This is a genomic window from Deinococcus aerolatus, from assembly GCF_014647055.1.
GTDB lineage: Bacteria > Deinococcota > Deinococci > Deinococcales > Deinococcaceae > Deinococcus > Deinococcus aerolatus.
In genome coordinates this window covers 321,406-334,916 of record NZ_BMOL01000002.1, presented here as the reverse complement: position 1 = coordinate 334,916, position 13,511 = coordinate 321,406, and the positions used below count along the sequence as shown (strand labels likewise).

The window sequence follows — 13,511 nt, the reverse complement described above, 5'->3', positions numbered from 1 at the left end:
ACCTGATGGGCTGGCTCGGGGTCTGCGGATGGCACTACCGCATCCGGATCAAGTCCAGCCTGATCCTGGCCGCCCCCGATGGCCAGCGGCTCTGCAAGGTGCGTGACGTGCAGCTCTTGCCCAGAGAAACTCGCTGTTTCCACAACATCACCCTCACACGGAAGCATTTCGGTCCCGTTCATATCGCTCTGGGCCGTCCGTCGGACGGCCCAGGGCAGTGGCAGGTGGTCAGCGACGAACCGACGAGCGTGGAGACCTTTGCCGAGTACGGTGAGCGCTTCCAGATTGAGGAGGGCTTTCTGGACGAGAAAAGCGGGCTCTTCGGGTTGGGAGATTCCAGACTGCGCGATGCCGCCAGTCTGGAACGGTTGATCCTCGTGCTGGCCGTGGCGACCCTACTGCTTGTGTCCGAGGGCATTGAGGTGGTGCAGCGTGGGGATCGACGACACGTCGATCCCCACTGGCGGCGCGCAATGAGCTACCTCAAAATCGGTCTGCGCGCGGTTCACTACGCGTTGAGCCGTGGTCAGGCGGTCTTCTCGCGCCTGACGCTCCAGGGTGGGCCTGACCCTGAGCCCCCAGGTCAGTGGAAACGCCCCCACGCCCCTCCTCAAACCAAACTGGAGGTCGGCTGGCAACTCGTTTTCCGTCCAATCTCATAAAATCTGTCAGGCCGCCAGCTCCGGCCCCTCCAGTTGTCCTCACCCTGCCACGACAGGCGGCCTGGCGCTTGGGCGTGTCTGTTCTGCCCCCAGACCGCCAAGCGACCACAGCCGACGGCTGATAGGCTGCGCCGAGTCAGCGCCCGCGCCGGTAGTGCAGGGCGACCGCGCCATTGCGCAGCGGCTTCGCCGAGACCAGCTCGAGCCGTCGCGTACTGGCCAGCCCGCCCTGGTACAGGGTGGGGCCATGGCCGGCGATCCTGGGATGGACGAGCAGCTGATACTCGTCGATCAGATCCAGCTGGTCCAACTCGGCGGCGAGGGTGCCGCTCCCCAGGAGCACGCCGGCCGGCGTCGCGTCCTTGAGTCTCTGCACGCCTGTTCGCAGGTCGCCAGCGATGTGGTGGCTGTTGGCCCACGGGAAGTGCGTTCGCGTCGACGACACCACGTACTTCGGTTTGGCCTCCAACTTGACTGCCCAATCGCGGATCGCTGGCGGCGCCTCCACGTCGCCGCGAGCAACCGCCGGCCAGTCACGCTCCATCATCTCGTAGGTGATGCGCCCCCACAGCATCGCCCCGCTCTCATCCATCAGGCGGGTGAAGAACGCGTGCATCTCGTCGTCCGCGATGCCCTCCTGATGGTCGACGCAGCCGTCCAGGGTCACGTTGAGGCTGAAGGTCAAGAGTCCCATGCGACGAGCCTACGCCCTCCGCTCGAAAGACGGAGCGCCATGAGTCGCGGTTGACGGTCAACGTCCGCGATGGGGCCTGTGTTGCTGATTCGTCCTGTTGCCAAACGCCAGCCCCAGTTCCGGTCAATGGGGTGATCAAAAAGGAATCTCACCAGGCTGATCGGCAGATCGCGCTCCCCGCGTGACCGCCCATGCTCCGAGCAGGGATCCCCAGGCCTGACAGCGGGGGCGGAAATTGTCATCTGATCGTCGGAGTTGTTGCGCGCAAAAGCAAGATTTTGCCGCTGGCCCAGGCTTCTGGACGAAGTCTCAATTCACCTCAGACTGTGCGGAATCCTGTCAGGATCTGCTTGGTAGCTTGCCGTCTCCATGCGTAGCCGCTTCAGTCTGCTCCTGACCGCCTGTGGCAGCGCCCCCCCGCCCTCGGGCATGGCCGCCCTGGCGGTCAACATCGCCGGTGTGCCCAACGACGCGGTGGCTGACGTCACCGTAACGAGTCTCGGCCAGTACGACGCCTTCGTGCAGATGATCGGCCAGTAGGTCAAGGCGTCACTCCCGGCCACACTTCGCTTCAGAATGTCGGCCCCTCCCATTCGGTGGCGTGCGACCCGTTGTCAGCCAGCGTCGGCGCGTCAGCGCCCCCGGAAAGAAGCGTGCGCAGGTCCTCGGAGATCATCTTGAGGTGATCAGCCAGGGCCTGCAGATGGTTCTGCAGCACCATCTGACGTTCCTCGATGCCGGCGAGCGTGCTTTCCAGGCCATCCAGCCGACCCATCAGCCGCTTCACGCTGGCCGGCGGCACCGGTTCGACGAACAGGTCCAGCGCCCGTTCCAGCGCCTCACGGAAAATCATTCCGGGATGCTCCAGCATCAGCGTCCGCGCACGCTGCATGTCGTTGATGGTCTGGTCGTCCAGTCGACGCTCGATGGTCCGCTCGGTGAGTTGCGCGTACACGTCGAGCCATTTTTGGACCGTCGAGGAGTTCACGCCGAGTTCGTCGGCAAGTTCTGATCGAATCATGCTTCAACTGTAGCCAGGGGGTCTGCGGTCCACCTGGCCGTGTGTCGTCTGAGGCTTTCCGAGTTGTCCAACTGCGCGGGCTGGACATTCCGGGCTCCGACAATGGTGTTGCACTGAGGCGTGCGGTGTCGTGCAACTCACTGGATCGGCTGTGTGCACGTCCGTGGAATGTGATCCTTGTGGAGTGCTGAACCATCGGTGCGCTGGGCGGCGTAGGGGCATTCTCATGTTCCGACGGCCAGGGCCGTCCAGACCGAGGAAACGTAACCCTGCAACACTTTGAATGACCTAGAACTCCTGACGGTGTGCTGGTGCATCCGGTCTACCCACCGAACCGCCGAGACTGGCGTCCCGGCGCGGGCTGCTGCGTGACCCAGGCGCGCGCCGCGCCGTCCCTGCACCAGTGCTGTGGGCCGCTCCAGCCCAGGCGCGGGCCATGAGGCATCCCACGCCCGCACCCACCATGCGTTGCGTCGTGTGAACCCACTGCGTGACCGAGTCCGCCGTCCGTCACTCGACCGCACGCACCCACCACGGGCGCGCCCTAGGCCTTAACCCATCACCGGCGGTCCATGCCGGTTGAGCCCACCAGCGGTTATGTGCAGCGGCTGGGATGACATCACGGGACGGGGGAATGCGTGATGGGCGTACCACGGGACAGATGTGCGCGCTCGCGCAGCACCAGTCCGGCGGACCTGCTCGTGCATGCTCGCGGGTCACCGCGCGCAGCGCGCCCATCACCGGTGGCCGCCGTGCGCTTCCCATCCAAGGACAGTGCGTCGCGCGTCGCCGGGCAGGAACCCAGAACGGGGAGAACAGGGACACACAGGCGAGAGGCCAGGGGACGGCAGGAGGACAGAGAAATGCAGAAACAAAGCACACACAACCTGCGCGTCAGCGTGGATCAGAGCGCGCAGCTGCGCGAGCTGGTCCGCACCGGCTGGATGCGCCAGACGACAGAGCCGGTCAGCGGCCTCGCCGGGGGCCGGGTGTACGTCCCCAACGCCGCTGCTCTCACCCGGCAGTGCGGGTGGCACGATGAACGGTTGCAGCTGGGTGACGTCAGGCTGCAGACCCAGCTGTACCGGCTCCCGACACTGGAGCAGACGGCGCTGGTGCAGGCTTCACCAGGCTACGCGCAGCACCAGGACGAGCGGCTGCTGACCCAGGGCCTGCTGGGGCAGCTGGGCCCGGCGCAGCAACGGACGTGGGTCCGTCAGGTGATTCAGACCACGTGCCAGGGCCGGCGCGCCTTGCCCGTGGTCCTGGGCGGCGGTGGCGTGCGCTGGCTGCAGGCTGGAACGCGGCTGGTGGAACTGGAGGGCCTGTGGTTCGCGAGTCTCACGTTCGAGCTGCCGACCGTGCCGCGCCGGGCAGGCGGCATTGCCATCGGGATCGATGTCGGCCTGTCGCCGCTCGTCACCGCGGCGGGGCCAGGGGCGCTCGTCCAGCTGGCCCCGCCGGCCCTGCCGGATCGCCTGCGCTGGGCGACGTTCGCCGCCCACCTCGACCTGCTGCCGCCCACCGCGCAGCGTGAGCTGCAGGGCCGGATCCAGCGCCTGCACTACGCGGCCGCCCGGCAGCAGCTTGACCAGATGACGGCCTGGCTGCTGGGCCAGGCGGCGTGTGTGGGTGTGGAGCGGCTCGACTGGAGAACGTTCAGCACAGATTTTCCGGAGCGTGGCCGGGAGATGGCGATGGTGGACTGGCTGCAGAGCTGGCTGCCGCAGCGCCTGTATGCCGCAGGGGTGCGGCTGCGCCGGGTGGCGCCGTACGGCACCAGCCAGGGGTGTCACCTGTGCGGCCGCCCGGGGGCACGGACGAACCATCAGTTCGTCTGCCTGTCTGGCTGCGGCGTGATGGACGCCCATGAGAACGCAGCGCACAACGTGCGTCACCGCGCCTGGGGCGGACGTCCGTACGCGCGCCGCAAGCGGCAGCGCCGCCGGTAATGCGCTGAAGATCCACGGCTTGGACACAGGGAGGGGAAGTGCGGGCCTGATGCCTGCCCCCCTTTAGCAACCTTCCTGCGAGCTGAAAGCGGAAGGGCGCAGAACAGAAAGGAGCAACATGCGAAATAGACACGCCTTTTCCGGCGCTGTGCGCGGCCAGCCGTCTGGGGACGGGGGGCGCCTGCCGCGCCCCCAGCAACTCGAGACCACGCTTCCGCCAGAATTGCTGGCGCTGCCGCGTTGGTTGCCGTGGGTTGCGCTCCCCCGCGACAACGGTGGATTGGGGAAGGCGCCGGCGCTGCCCCGGGCAGGGCGGCTGGCTCCAGTGGACTGCCGGAGTGGGGGAATGCCGTGGCAAGAGGCCCTGGAACTCGCGCGGGGCCACCGGGCCGGCGGCGTCGGGGTCAGCCTGCCGCCATCGGCTGGCCTGGTGGCGCTGGATCTCGACGGGCCACTGACACCCAAGATGAGGGAGAAGCTTGAGCAAATCGACGGCTATGCGGAATACTCGCCCTCTGGCCACGGGGTTCACGTGTGGCTGCGTGGAACGTTGCCGCGCTCACGGCGCGAACACCACGCCGAATGGCTCGCTGGGGGCTTTGTGACGGTGACGGGACGGTCGCTCAGGGGGCGGGGCCGCCAGCTGGGCGACCTGGAACAGGCAGAGGCGGCGCTGGGGACCGGCAACGTTCCACATCCGGCTCGGGCCATGGGCATGCAGGGTCTCCACGGTCTGAGGGTCACGGATCAGGAAGTGATCCAGCGTCTGTGACGCGCACGCAACGGCGACCGGGCCATGCAGCTGCTGTCGGGAGCGTGGGCAGATCTGGGCTACGCGTCTGCAAGCGAGGGTGACTACGCCGCCGTCCGGTTCCTCGCGTTCTGGACGCGGGACGAAGACCAGATCGAGCGCCTGCTGCGGGCCAGCGGCCTCGTCCGAACCAAATATGACCAGCCGGGCTACCTGTCGCGCACGCTGACGCGGGCGTTGGCCCTGGGCGGCCCGGTGTACTCCGGGAAAGGGGAGAACGAATGACCCACAACTACGAATTGACCCTCTGGCCGGCTCCGGCGCAGGCCGCGCGGCTGCGCCGCATGGGATTGGCCCAGCGGCGGCTGGAACGGGCGGCGGACCAGGCGTGGGCGCTCGCCGTCCAGACGGGCACGGAGCCGGCCGGGGCAGGGCAGACCTGGGCGGCGGCGGCGGGCTTGCCCTGGGTGCTGATTGACGCCGTGGGCGCCCAGGCACGCGCAGCGGCGCTCGCGGGCTGCGTCCATCCGCCGGCGCGCCAGCCGGCGCTGACCGGGCCGGGGCTGGTGACGCCACTGGCACCAGGCTGGATTCAGGTGGCGGGTGTGCCGGGGCCCATCGCTGCGGGCACGGGGGATGCGCGGCAGCTGCCGCGCTGGGCCCGCGAGGTGCTGGGGCGAGAGTACGCCTCAGCGCCTGCGGGCCAGCTGGCGCCGCAGGCGCCGGCGCACGGGCTGGCCCACCGCATGGACTGGGCGGACATCCGGGAGGAACCTTACGGCTGGGTGCTGGAATTAAGCTTCGGCTGGGACGAGTTCGGGCCGTGGGCACTCAGCTGGACCGAAGCGGAGGCCAATCCTCACGACGCGCGGCTGCAACTGCTGATGCGCTGAACAAAGGGAGCGGGGGCGCAGCGCCCCCGCTCCCTTTCACTTTTGGACACAGGGGAGGCTGGTTGTGATGGGCGCTGAGCGGTACGGGGCGTTTTTACAGCTCGACCACCGTCGGGAAGCCCGGCGCGGACCGGTGCGCCTCGGGCGTGACCGAGAACAGTCCGCCGCGGTCGGCGTCCAGCAGTCGACGCGTCTCGTACATCGCGGGGATGCCGCCCTGCCGCATGTAGGTTAGCGGCGTCTGGCCGCCAAAAGGCGGCCGCCGGTTGGTCCGGTGTGGCCAGCCTGCGGCCGTGGCGTCGTCGTACAGCAGCCGCAGGGCCTTGTAGATGCCCACCACCAGGCTCAGCCGAGTCAACTGGTCCTGGCTCAACTCAGGGCCGTGCCCGTCTTCGCCGCGTTGCAGGCTCCGGACACTCAGGCCCAGCAGCGAGGCCTGTTCTTCGCGGCTCAGACCCAGGGCCTGCAGCATGTGGACGCCGGCCGGCAGACCACGCGACAGGCGGCTGGCGGTGGCTGGATCGGTCAGATTCGGCTTCTCCTGGTGCATCAGCGGCTCCCTCATTCTGTGCGTCCCCATCTGTCTCCTTTCGGATTCCTGTCACCAGAATACATGCCTGGAGTTCTGTGGGTGCCGTAGCGCCAGGTGACGGTGAGGGGGAGGTCAGCACCAGGAGCGGTTCCAACGAGGGCGTGTTGGGGCTGAATGGGGGGAGCCTGTGCCAGAGACTCTTGGACTGAGTCATCAGGCAACGGAATCTGAGCGCCGCGAAGATGTGCGCGCCACAGAAAAGAGAACCTGCTCAGCTGAGTCGACTGTCTCCGCCCTTGGCACTTCAATCACACTTGAATCTGCTTGCAGTGGAACTTGAGCCGACAAAGGGGCACGTGCTGACCAACCTGCCAGAAAAAGTCAGGGGACGTCTGCACTCAGGATGTTGTCGTTGGCGCGGCTTGCAGGTGGATTCGCAGGGTTTCGAGTGCCTCCCGCCAGCCTGAGCGCCCGCCCAGTGGGGGCGCGGCGGTACTGGCCGACTACGGCACCCTGGGACGGATGGTCGTTGCTTGAATGATCAGCCGCCGATAGGTGAACCAGACTTAACAAGGAGGCGCTGGCTGTCAAGGCGCTGTGCCGGTGTTGCAGGAGCTCCGCACCTGCCGCAGCGTGGTGGCCACGTTGGGGTAGGTGCCTGGTCTGGGTGCCCCAGAGCGGGGAGGGCCGCCAGAAGCAGGGGCAAGCGCTCTTCCCGGTCCGGCCCGGGGATGGACACAGGGGGGCTCGCCCGAGTGCAAGACCGGCAGAACAGGAGAAGAAGGGGGCCGCGTCCCCCCTGGCACCGGTCAGCCGAACACAATTTCGCCGAACAGCGCCAGCTGCACCGCCGCGTCGGCCTGCTGCGCGTCCAAGACCGGCGGTCCGTAATCGCCGAGATCCAGGTGTCCCCGCGCTGCCTCGCGGCAGTAGATCTGCGCGACCGCGTGGCGCAGCCGGGGAATGCTCAGGCGAGCCTCAGGCATCTTCGGCTCACAGGGGACGAACACCCAGGTGGCCCCCAGCAGCGGCAGGTCCTCGAAGCACGGCGTGTCACCAGTGTCGGTCGGCTCACCGCGCAGCGCGCTGGCCTGCTCGGGTGTCAGCCGGTCCGGAACCGCGTCGCGGTCCTCGACGCGGAGCTCATCGCACCAATAGGCGCAGCCGGACAGGGCCATGCCCAGCACACCCACCAGGTGCCGGTCGGTGACCTCCTGGGGCGTGGTCGGGAAGCTCTTGTCTGTGGGGTCGAATTCGTCCTGGGTCAGATACATACAGGTTCAGTCTCCGTACCCACCCTGCGGTCCCAGACTCTGGCGTACTGCGCCGGCCAGCTCCGCAGAGAGACCTCCCTACGCCACCGCTGCATAGGTCGGCGCTGAGGGCGTTCTGACGCCGGGGGATGGCGGGGGGACGGCTGCAAATCTACGCGCGAAGTCGTCCCCGCCCACCTTTCCTGACGACATGAACAAGCTGCTTCCTATCGCGTCGCCACTGCTCAGGGTGACTCTGGCCCCGTGCCGTGATCCATGGCGGCTGGGCCCCATGCTGATCACATGGCCGGACCGCATGGCCGGTCATTCTGGGCCCATCACGGGCCATGGCGGGCGGTCCAGATCCCACCGCGGGTGGCACGGACGGGGGGCACCGTCAAACCCATCGTCAGCACCACACTGGAACCCTTGAAGCCACCATCGGCGGTTTGCAGCAGCCGCCAGAACCACCACGGTCCATCGGGTGCGGGCCATGGCCCACCGGGCGCCTTCAGCCGCAGAGGGGCTGCCCCCGGCACGTTCCTGTGGTCATAACGGCGGGCGTGCTCCCGCCCTGGGGCGCGCGGTGTCGTGCAGCTCACCCGTGCCAGGCTGGAACGGTTGGGCGCAGGTGCCATGGACTGTGGTCTCGGTGCAGTACTGAATTTGCGCGCGCCGCGTGTCCCGCCGGTGCGCTCATGATCGGACGTCCAGTGCCGTCCAGGCCGGGGGAACGCATCTCCGCAAAACTTTGAATGACCTAGAACTTCCCGCCACCCGGATGGCCTCAGCCGTTGCATCTGGTCTGCCCGCCGAAGCGCGTAGATCGGCGCCCCTGGGCGCGCCGCTCCGTCCCTGCGGCAGCGTCACGCGCCGTCCGAGCCCACGCCCAGCCCATGCCATCACCCACCATGCGCATGCATCGCGTGCACCCACCACCAGTCATCACGGGCCGAGGCGTCCCCCACGCTGGGCTGCTGTCCACCGGCGTGCCCCCACCACCCGCCATGTGGGCCGGGTGATGGGGGCACCCCGTGGGCCCACCAGCAGCGCCCAGGGGCACCACAGAGACGAGCGCAGGAGGGTCACCTGGGGAAAGTGAAAAAATCCTGTACTGAACGGGACTTAATGCACCCATCCCCTCAGTCAGGAGCAGGAATGCACCACACCCACCACACCCACCACGTGATCCGCGTGGACCGCAGCGCGTATCCGCAGCTCAAACAGGCGGTCGCCTCGGGACAGCTGCAGCCCAGCGCCGAGCAGCTGGACGTGATGACCCACGGGCAGGTCTACCGCCCCGCCGGCCCGCTGCTGACCGCCCAGATGCTGGTGCATGACCGCGAGCTCCAGCTGGGGCATCTGGCCATTGCCGGCGAGTTCTATCGCCTCCCAGAGGCGGAATACACCTCCATCATCACCGCGTCGCTGGGGGTCTATCGCCAGTACCCGGACGTCTATCCGCTGCTGACCGCGCTGCTGACCCCGATGACGCCGGCGGACGAGACCAGCTGGTGGCAGGACGTGCGCGGGGCTGCCGTCCAGGGCCGCCAGCTGGCGAGCGGCGCGGACATGGTCGACGACATCTGGACGCCGACTGCGTGGCTGCGTGACCGCACGCGGCTGATCCGGCTGGGGGGCGAGTGGTTCGTCGTGCTGTACGTCGCCCAGCCCCCGCGCCGCGCCGTACCAGAGGGGCACGACGTGATCGGTGTCGACATCGGGCTGCACCCGCTGGCCACCGCAGCGTGGGGACAGCAGCACGCGGTGACGTGGAGCCTGGCGCAGCCCGCTGTGCCCGCGGGCGAGTCGGCCGAGGTCCGCACGCTCGCCGAAGTTCTGACGTACGCCGCGGCGCGCGCGGCCCTGGAGGATCTGATGGTGCAGGTGCTGCCCCAGGCGGGCACGCTGGTGCTGGAGACCATCGGCTACGCGCAGTTCCGGGGCGATTTCACGGTGGCCGCCCGCCGGCGCGCGGTGGCGGACTGGCACCAGTCGTGGGGGCCGCAGCGCGCGTACGCCCGGGGCATCCGGGTGGTGCGGGTTCCGGCGGCGTTCACCAGCCAGACGTGCAGCGCGTGTCCGGCGCACACCCTTGGCACGCGTCAGGGCCCGACGTTCACGTGTCCCCAGGGCCATGTGCTGAACGCCCACATCAACGCGGCGAAAAATCTGGTGCGCTGCTACTGGGGGCTGCAGGCCCGCGCCCGGCGCCGGCGCGCGCCGGCAGCACCGGGCGTGGTGCGCCCTTGACGCACAACCGGGAGGGCAAAGCATGTTGCTCTCCCACTTTGCCCCGGCTCGATCACCTGCAGACCACGCTGCCGGCGGAATTGCTGGAACTGGAGACCTGGCTCCCGTGGCTCTCCCTGCCGCGTGAGAACGGCAAGGTGGGCAAAGTCCCGGCTCTCCCCAGAGCCGGCGTCCTGCGGCCTATTGATTGCCGTGGGGCCGGGGTGACACTGGCGGAGGCCCATGACCTGGCCCGCCGGCACGGCGCCGGCGGCGTGGGCGTGGTGCTGGCCCCGGATCTGGGGATGGCTGTCCTCGATCTCGACGCGCCGCTGACCCGTCCTGCCCAGACCCTGCTGCGGGACGTTGCCGGCTACGCGGAGCGCTCGCCCGGCGGTGGCGTCCATGTGTGGCTGGGCGGCAGCCTGCCACGTAATCGTCGGCAGGCGGGCACCGAGGTGTTGGGGAGCGGGTTCGTGGCCGTGACCGGCGCGGCGCTGGGTGGGCGAGGCTGTGCGCTGGGCACACTGGGGCCTGTGCTGGAGCAGCTGGGCGTTGCGCCCCCGGCGGCGGCCCCCACCCTGGCGGACCGTGAAGTGCTGACTCGGCTGTACTCGGCGGCCAACGGCGCCCGCGCGCGGGGGCTGCTGGAGACCGGGGACTGGGCCGGGCCGGGGTACCCACCGGCCAGCGAGGCTGAGCTGGCCGCAGCGCGCCTGCTCAGGTTCTACTGCACCGATCCGGAGCAATTGGCTCGTCTGATGCAGGGCACGGCGCTGCGCCGGCCGAAATGGCAGCAGGGCGATTACCTGGAGCGCACCATTCGGCACGCGCTCGAACTGGGTGGGTCCGTGTGGCGCAGTCCGGCCGCCTGACCAGGCCTGCCGTGCAGTCGATTTTGGGCACAGGGGGGGAGGTGGACAGGCCACCACACGAGAGCCCTGCGTGGGCGTTTAGGGCTCGCCCACCGTCCTGAAGCCTGCCGCCGCGCATGTAGTCCATCGGCTTCTGACTGCCAAAAGGGGGGCGCCCAGCGGCGGCGGGGCTACCGGGCGGCCAGCTGCAGGTTGCGGCGGGCCTGACTCGTCTCACTCGAACTTGCGACGGTGCTGTTCGATCAGCTCAGGGAAATGGATGAAGGTCTCTTCTCCGGCGGTCACGTCAAGGTCGCTCAGGCCCGGGTTCTCACAGTCGAAGTACTGCTGGACCATCAACGCGTACCCCGCGCGGTAGCAGAGCAAGAGCCTGGCGCGGTCGTGAGCGGTGGTGGGCAGCGCCACCACATGTTCATCCTCATAGGTTACGTCCCAGTCTGGAGTGTGTCTGCCCAGCGCGTCGTTCTCGATCATATTGATCACAGTGACCCGACGGTGATCCGGAACTGGGTAGCCGTAAGACGTATCGATCGAACCCGGCCCCACAGCCTTTGCAGCGTCGAATTCGACCAGCACGTCACCGTCCAGCACGCCCCAGCGCAGCGAGAATCTCACCAGCTCATAAGCACTCACTCGCTCGTAGTCTCCCGACAGTTCGTTGCGGCAGGTCAGGCCCCCGTCGACTTCCGGGCGCTCATCAAACGCGACGGCGGCAGCCAGGATCACGGCGTTGCCCAGCGCCAGCGCCAGCGCGGCCAGGGCGCGGGCGGCCACATAGTCGCGGTGCGCCTTGCCGAAATTGGCATTTCCGAGCAGCACTTCAGCGCCGCGATCGGCCTCGGTGTCCGGATCGCCACCGTCTTCTGCGGCCACCACGTTGGCGCGCATCACGATGGCCACGACGATCAGGTCTGGGGTGGTCAGGCGGCGAGCGGTCGCCGCAAGATCGGCGCCAAGACGGGCGGTCTGGGGGGTAGTTTGTCATCATTGGTCCTCTCTGGAGTGAATGGGGGCGGTAGAATTTCCAGCTCGGGTCGTCAGCTGGGTACCCGGAGCGCCGGGCGCAGGTGGGTCAGATTTCCTGATAGGGCCGAGCTTTCTCCGACGCAGGTTCAGGCTAGAGTCGGAGCCCCGCCCTTTACCCCCCCGCGCCGACGTGTTTTGTCCTGGCGCACATTTTTCGAGGCGGCTGTTGCAGCGCACTTGAATCTCGGGGAGATTCGCCTCAGCGCGTGACAAATGTTGGAGGCAAGGGGCGACGCTGCGTACGCGCGAGGGCAGATGGGGCGAACTTCCGACAGGGCGGTGTGACAGGGTGCTGGAAGTGGACGGGGGAGCTGTGTTGGAACTGGATTTAGAACGGAATGTGGACGTGAAGCCGATTTTGAACTCCGGCGACCGAATGACCTACTGGAAGCGACATGACTGTCACGCCTGAAGGGCACGCGCGGGGCGCTTTTCTGGGCATGATCCTCGCTGGACCGCCGCTGCACCCGGACGCGGTGACTCTAGGCCTGCGGCTGACGGATGGGCAGCTGGCCGGCGCGCTCGCGCTCGCGGCTGAATGGACCGGGCGCTGTGCGGGTGAGCGCTTTTCTATCCGGCAATGCGGTTCCGGGACGCAGCGCAATGCAGGCTCTGACGGGCCTGGACCTGATGCTTCCTCTGACGGGCTTTACATGGACCTGGACGCTGTTTCGACGGCCATCATCGTGACTGCGTTGGTGGCCGAAATGGAATAAAAAAGCATCGAGGGCTTAGCGGTCTAAGGGCACTCAACCGCTCTAAATCCTTAATACCGGAGCTCAAGATTGTTCGCGGCTCCGGTACTCACGGACGAGAAGGTACATGGCATGTCCGGCCGACTCCACGCCGTATTCCTTGGCGAGCGAATCGATTGCGCAGGAGGAGATTGAAATCTTCCTGCAGAGATTTCTGGACACACGTTCGCATTCGTCGTGATCAGCATCAGACCAGGGAAGGGTAAAGTCCATTTTGCGGCAGCGACTTTTGATGTGGCAGTACAGGTTGTGAACACTTTCCCATTCTTTTTCAAGCCGGTTCAGGGTGAAGGCTACTTCCTCTGGTCCACCAGCCTCAGCCAGGGTCCACCGTGTCATCGTGCGCACTGCCCGGGCAGTGCGGTCTGGGTCCTGTATCAATGGGCGCAGGGCCGCGGCCAGAATGTGAGGAGTCGTGGGAGAGAGGGCGAGGATAGTGCCGTCGTGTGGGTCGTACACAATTCCATCAGTGAGCGCGTTCTGGGTTGCGTGAGGCAGCAATTGCCGCAGAGCCAAGTAAGCGCGATGCTGCTGGGCTGGGGGTAGCGCGACTCCAACAAGAATTTTGCTGAGTGCAATACAGCGATCGTTCTTATCACAATACGTTCGTCCGGCAGTTCGAGCGGGAATGGCGAAGGCCATGATCCGGCACCGATCCGGGGGAAGTTGTCTGTCCAAGTGCCGCGCGACGATCGGCAGTTGACCGGAAAGATGACATGCCCAGCTGAACAAATCCTGCCGAAGATCCAGCCGCGACGTCAGCAGCTTGAGCGTAGGCGAATCGGCCAACTTGATCACCCTGATCAAAACCGCCAGAAAGGCGCCGTCGCACGGCGTTCGACGGCGCCAGACGGTTGGGCGCTGC

The 13,511-nt window shown here is 67.2% G+C and carries 14 protein-coding genes and 1 pseudogene; 9 read left to right on the top strand and 6 right to left on the bottom strand.

Features of this window, described 5'->3' with window-relative positions; translation table 11 throughout:
• Positions 1-662: pseudogene (locus IEY31_RS04460) on the top strand (transposase); the annotation flags it as partial.
• Positions 663-798: 136 nt separating this feature from the next.
• Here IEY31_RS04460 and IEY31_RS04455 read toward each other — a convergent pair.
• Entirely contained in the window at positions 799-1,356 is a 558-nt protein-coding gene (locus IEY31_RS04455; protein WP_188969381.1) for a dihydrofolate reductase family protein, read from the bottom strand.
• 369 nt (positions 1,357-1,725) lie between these two features.
• On the opposite strand from IEY31_RS04455, the gene IEY31_RS04450 reads away from it, so the two are divergent.
• Positions 1,726-1,896: a hypothetical protein gene (locus IEY31_RS04450; RefSeq protein ID WP_188969379.1), complete on the top strand. Its 171-nt coding sequence runs from the start codon at positions 1,726-1,728 to the stop codon at positions 1,894-1,896.
• Between the two features lie 31 nt (positions 1,897-1,927).
• On the opposite strand, the gene IEY31_RS04445 is transcribed toward IEY31_RS04450, so the two are convergent.
• On the bottom strand, positions 1,928-2,377 hold the full coding sequence (locus IEY31_RS04445) for a thioredoxin domain-containing protein (protein WP_188969377.1): 450 nt from the start codon (positions 2,375-2,377) through the stop codon (positions 1,928-1,930).
• A gap of 863 nt (positions 2,378-3,240) precedes the next feature.
• Between IEY31_RS04445 and IEY31_RS04440 the strand changes: the two genes are divergently transcribed.
• The 4 genes from IEY31_RS04440 to IEY31_RS04425 all read left to right on the top strand — a co-directional run bounded on the left by IEY31_RS04440 (position 3,241) and on the right by IEY31_RS04425 (position 5,973).
• Positions 3,241-4,329 (top strand): zinc ribbon domain-containing protein, encoded by a 1,089-nt coding sequence (locus IEY31_RS04440; protein ID WP_188969375.1) that lies wholly within the window; start codon positions 3,241-3,243, stop codon positions 4,327-4,329.
• 346 nt (positions 4,330-4,675) lie between these two features.
• Positions 4,676-5,101: a hypothetical protein gene (locus tag IEY31_RS04435; protein ID WP_188969374.1), complete on the top strand. Its 426-nt coding sequence runs from the start codon at positions 4,676-4,678 to the stop codon at positions 5,099-5,101.
• Between the two features lie 24 nt (positions 5,102-5,125).
• Positions 5,126-5,365, top strand: a complete 240-nt coding sequence (locus IEY31_RS04430; protein WP_188969373.1) for a phage NrS-1 polymerase family protein — start codon at positions 5,126-5,128, stop codon at positions 5,363-5,365.
• Positions 5,362-5,973, top strand: coding sequence for a hypothetical protein (locus IEY31_RS04425; protein WP_188969372.1), 612 nt, complete (start codon positions 5,362-5,364; stop codon positions 5,971-5,973). The genes IEY31_RS04430 and IEY31_RS04425 overlap by 4 nt, the downstream gene beginning before the upstream one ends.
• Before the next feature lie 94 nt (positions 5,974-6,067).
• Here the strand turns inward: IEY31_RS04425 and IEY31_RS04420 are convergent, their stop codons facing one another.
• Positions 6,068-6,538, bottom strand: a complete 471-nt coding sequence (locus IEY31_RS04420; RefSeq protein ID WP_188969371.1) for an antitoxin Xre-like helix-turn-helix domain-containing protein — start codon at positions 6,536-6,538, stop codon at positions 6,068-6,070.
• 776 nt (positions 6,539-7,314) lie between these two features.
• On the bottom strand, positions 7,315-7,779 hold the full coding sequence (locus IEY31_RS04415; protein ID WP_188969370.1) for a hypothetical protein: 465 nt from the start codon (positions 7,777-7,779) through the stop codon (positions 7,315-7,317).
• 1,137 nt (positions 7,780-8,916) lie between these two features.
• On the opposite strand from IEY31_RS04415, the gene IEY31_RS04410 reads away from it, so the two are divergent.
• The gene (locus IEY31_RS04410) at positions 8,917-10,011 is read left to right on the top strand and encodes a zinc ribbon domain-containing protein (RefSeq protein WP_188969369.1); all 1,095 of its coding nucleotides are present in this window, start codon (positions 8,917-8,919) and stop codon (positions 10,009-10,011) included.
• Between the two features lie 38 nt (positions 10,012-10,049).
• Positions 10,050-10,865: a phage NrS-1 polymerase family protein gene (locus IEY31_RS04405; RefSeq protein WP_188969367.1), complete on the top strand. Its 816-nt coding sequence runs from the start codon at positions 10,050-10,052 to the stop codon at positions 10,863-10,865.
• A 213-nt stretch (positions 10,866-11,078) separates the two neighbouring features.
• Here the strand turns inward: IEY31_RS04405 and IEY31_RS04400 are convergent, their stop codons facing one another.
• The gene (locus IEY31_RS04400) at positions 11,079-11,765 is read right to left on the bottom strand and encodes a hypothetical protein (RefSeq protein WP_188969365.1); all 687 of its coding nucleotides are present in this window, start codon (positions 11,763-11,765) and stop codon (positions 11,079-11,081) included.
• A 521-nt stretch (positions 11,766-12,286) separates the two neighbouring features.
• Between IEY31_RS04400 and IEY31_RS04395 the strand changes: the two genes are divergently transcribed.
• Positions 12,287-12,607, top strand: a complete 321-nt coding sequence (locus IEY31_RS04395; protein ID WP_188969363.1) for a hypothetical protein — start codon at positions 12,287-12,289, stop codon at positions 12,605-12,607.
• A gap of 63 nt (positions 12,608-12,670) precedes the next feature.
• Here IEY31_RS04395 and IEY31_RS04390 read toward each other — a convergent pair whose 3' ends face one another.
• A complete protein-coding gene (locus IEY31_RS04390) occupies positions 12,671-13,444 on the bottom strand; it encodes a hypothetical protein (protein ID WP_188969361.1) in 774 nt (257 codons plus the stop codon).
• Positions 13,445-13,511 lie beyond the last annotated feature (67 nt).

Bases quoted from the DNA above. Each gene is read 5' to 3' on its own strand.
- IEY31_RS04430 (WP_188969373.1), top strand. From the start codon at position 5,126: ATGCAGCTGCTGTCGGGAGCGTGGGCAGATCTGGGCTACGCGTCTGCA.
- IEY31_RS04450 (WP_188969379.1), top strand. From the start codon at position 1,726: ATGCGTAGCCGCTTCAGTCTGCTCCTGACCGCCTGTGGCAGCGCCCCC.
- IEY31_RS04410 (WP_188969369.1), top strand. From the start codon at position 8,917: ATGCACCACACCCACCACACCCACCACGTGATCCGCGTGGACCGCAGC.
- IEY31_RS04440 (WP_188969375.1), top strand. From the start codon at position 3,241: ATGCAGAAACAAAGCACACACAACCTGCGCGTCAGCGTGGATCAGAGC.
- IEY31_RS04395 (WP_188969363.1), top strand. From the start codon at position 12,287: ATGACTGTCACGCCTGAAGGGCACGCGCGGGGCGCTTTTCTGGGCATG.
- IEY31_RS04420 (WP_188969371.1), bottom strand. From the start codon at position 6,538: ATGAGGGAGCCGCTGATGCACCAGGAGAAGCCGAATCTGACCGATCCA.
- IEY31_RS04415 (WP_188969370.1), bottom strand. From the start codon at position 7,779: ATGTATCTGACCCAGGACGAATTCGACCCCACAGACAAGAGCTTCCCG.
- IEY31_RS04455 (WP_188969381.1), bottom strand. From the start codon at position 1,356: ATGGGACTCTTGACCTTCAGCCTCAACGTGACCCTGGACGGCTGCGTC.
- IEY31_RS04435 (WP_188969374.1), top strand. From the start codon at position 4,676: ATGCCGTGGCAAGAGGCCCTGGAACTCGCGCGGGGCCACCGGGCCGGC.
- IEY31_RS04425 (WP_188969372.1), top strand. From the start codon at position 5,362: ATGACCCACAACTACGAATTGACCCTCTGGCCGGCTCCGGCGCAGGCC.
- IEY31_RS04445 (WP_188969377.1), bottom strand. From the start codon at position 2,377: ATGATTCGATCAGAACTTGCCGACGAACTCGGCGTGAACTCCTCGACG.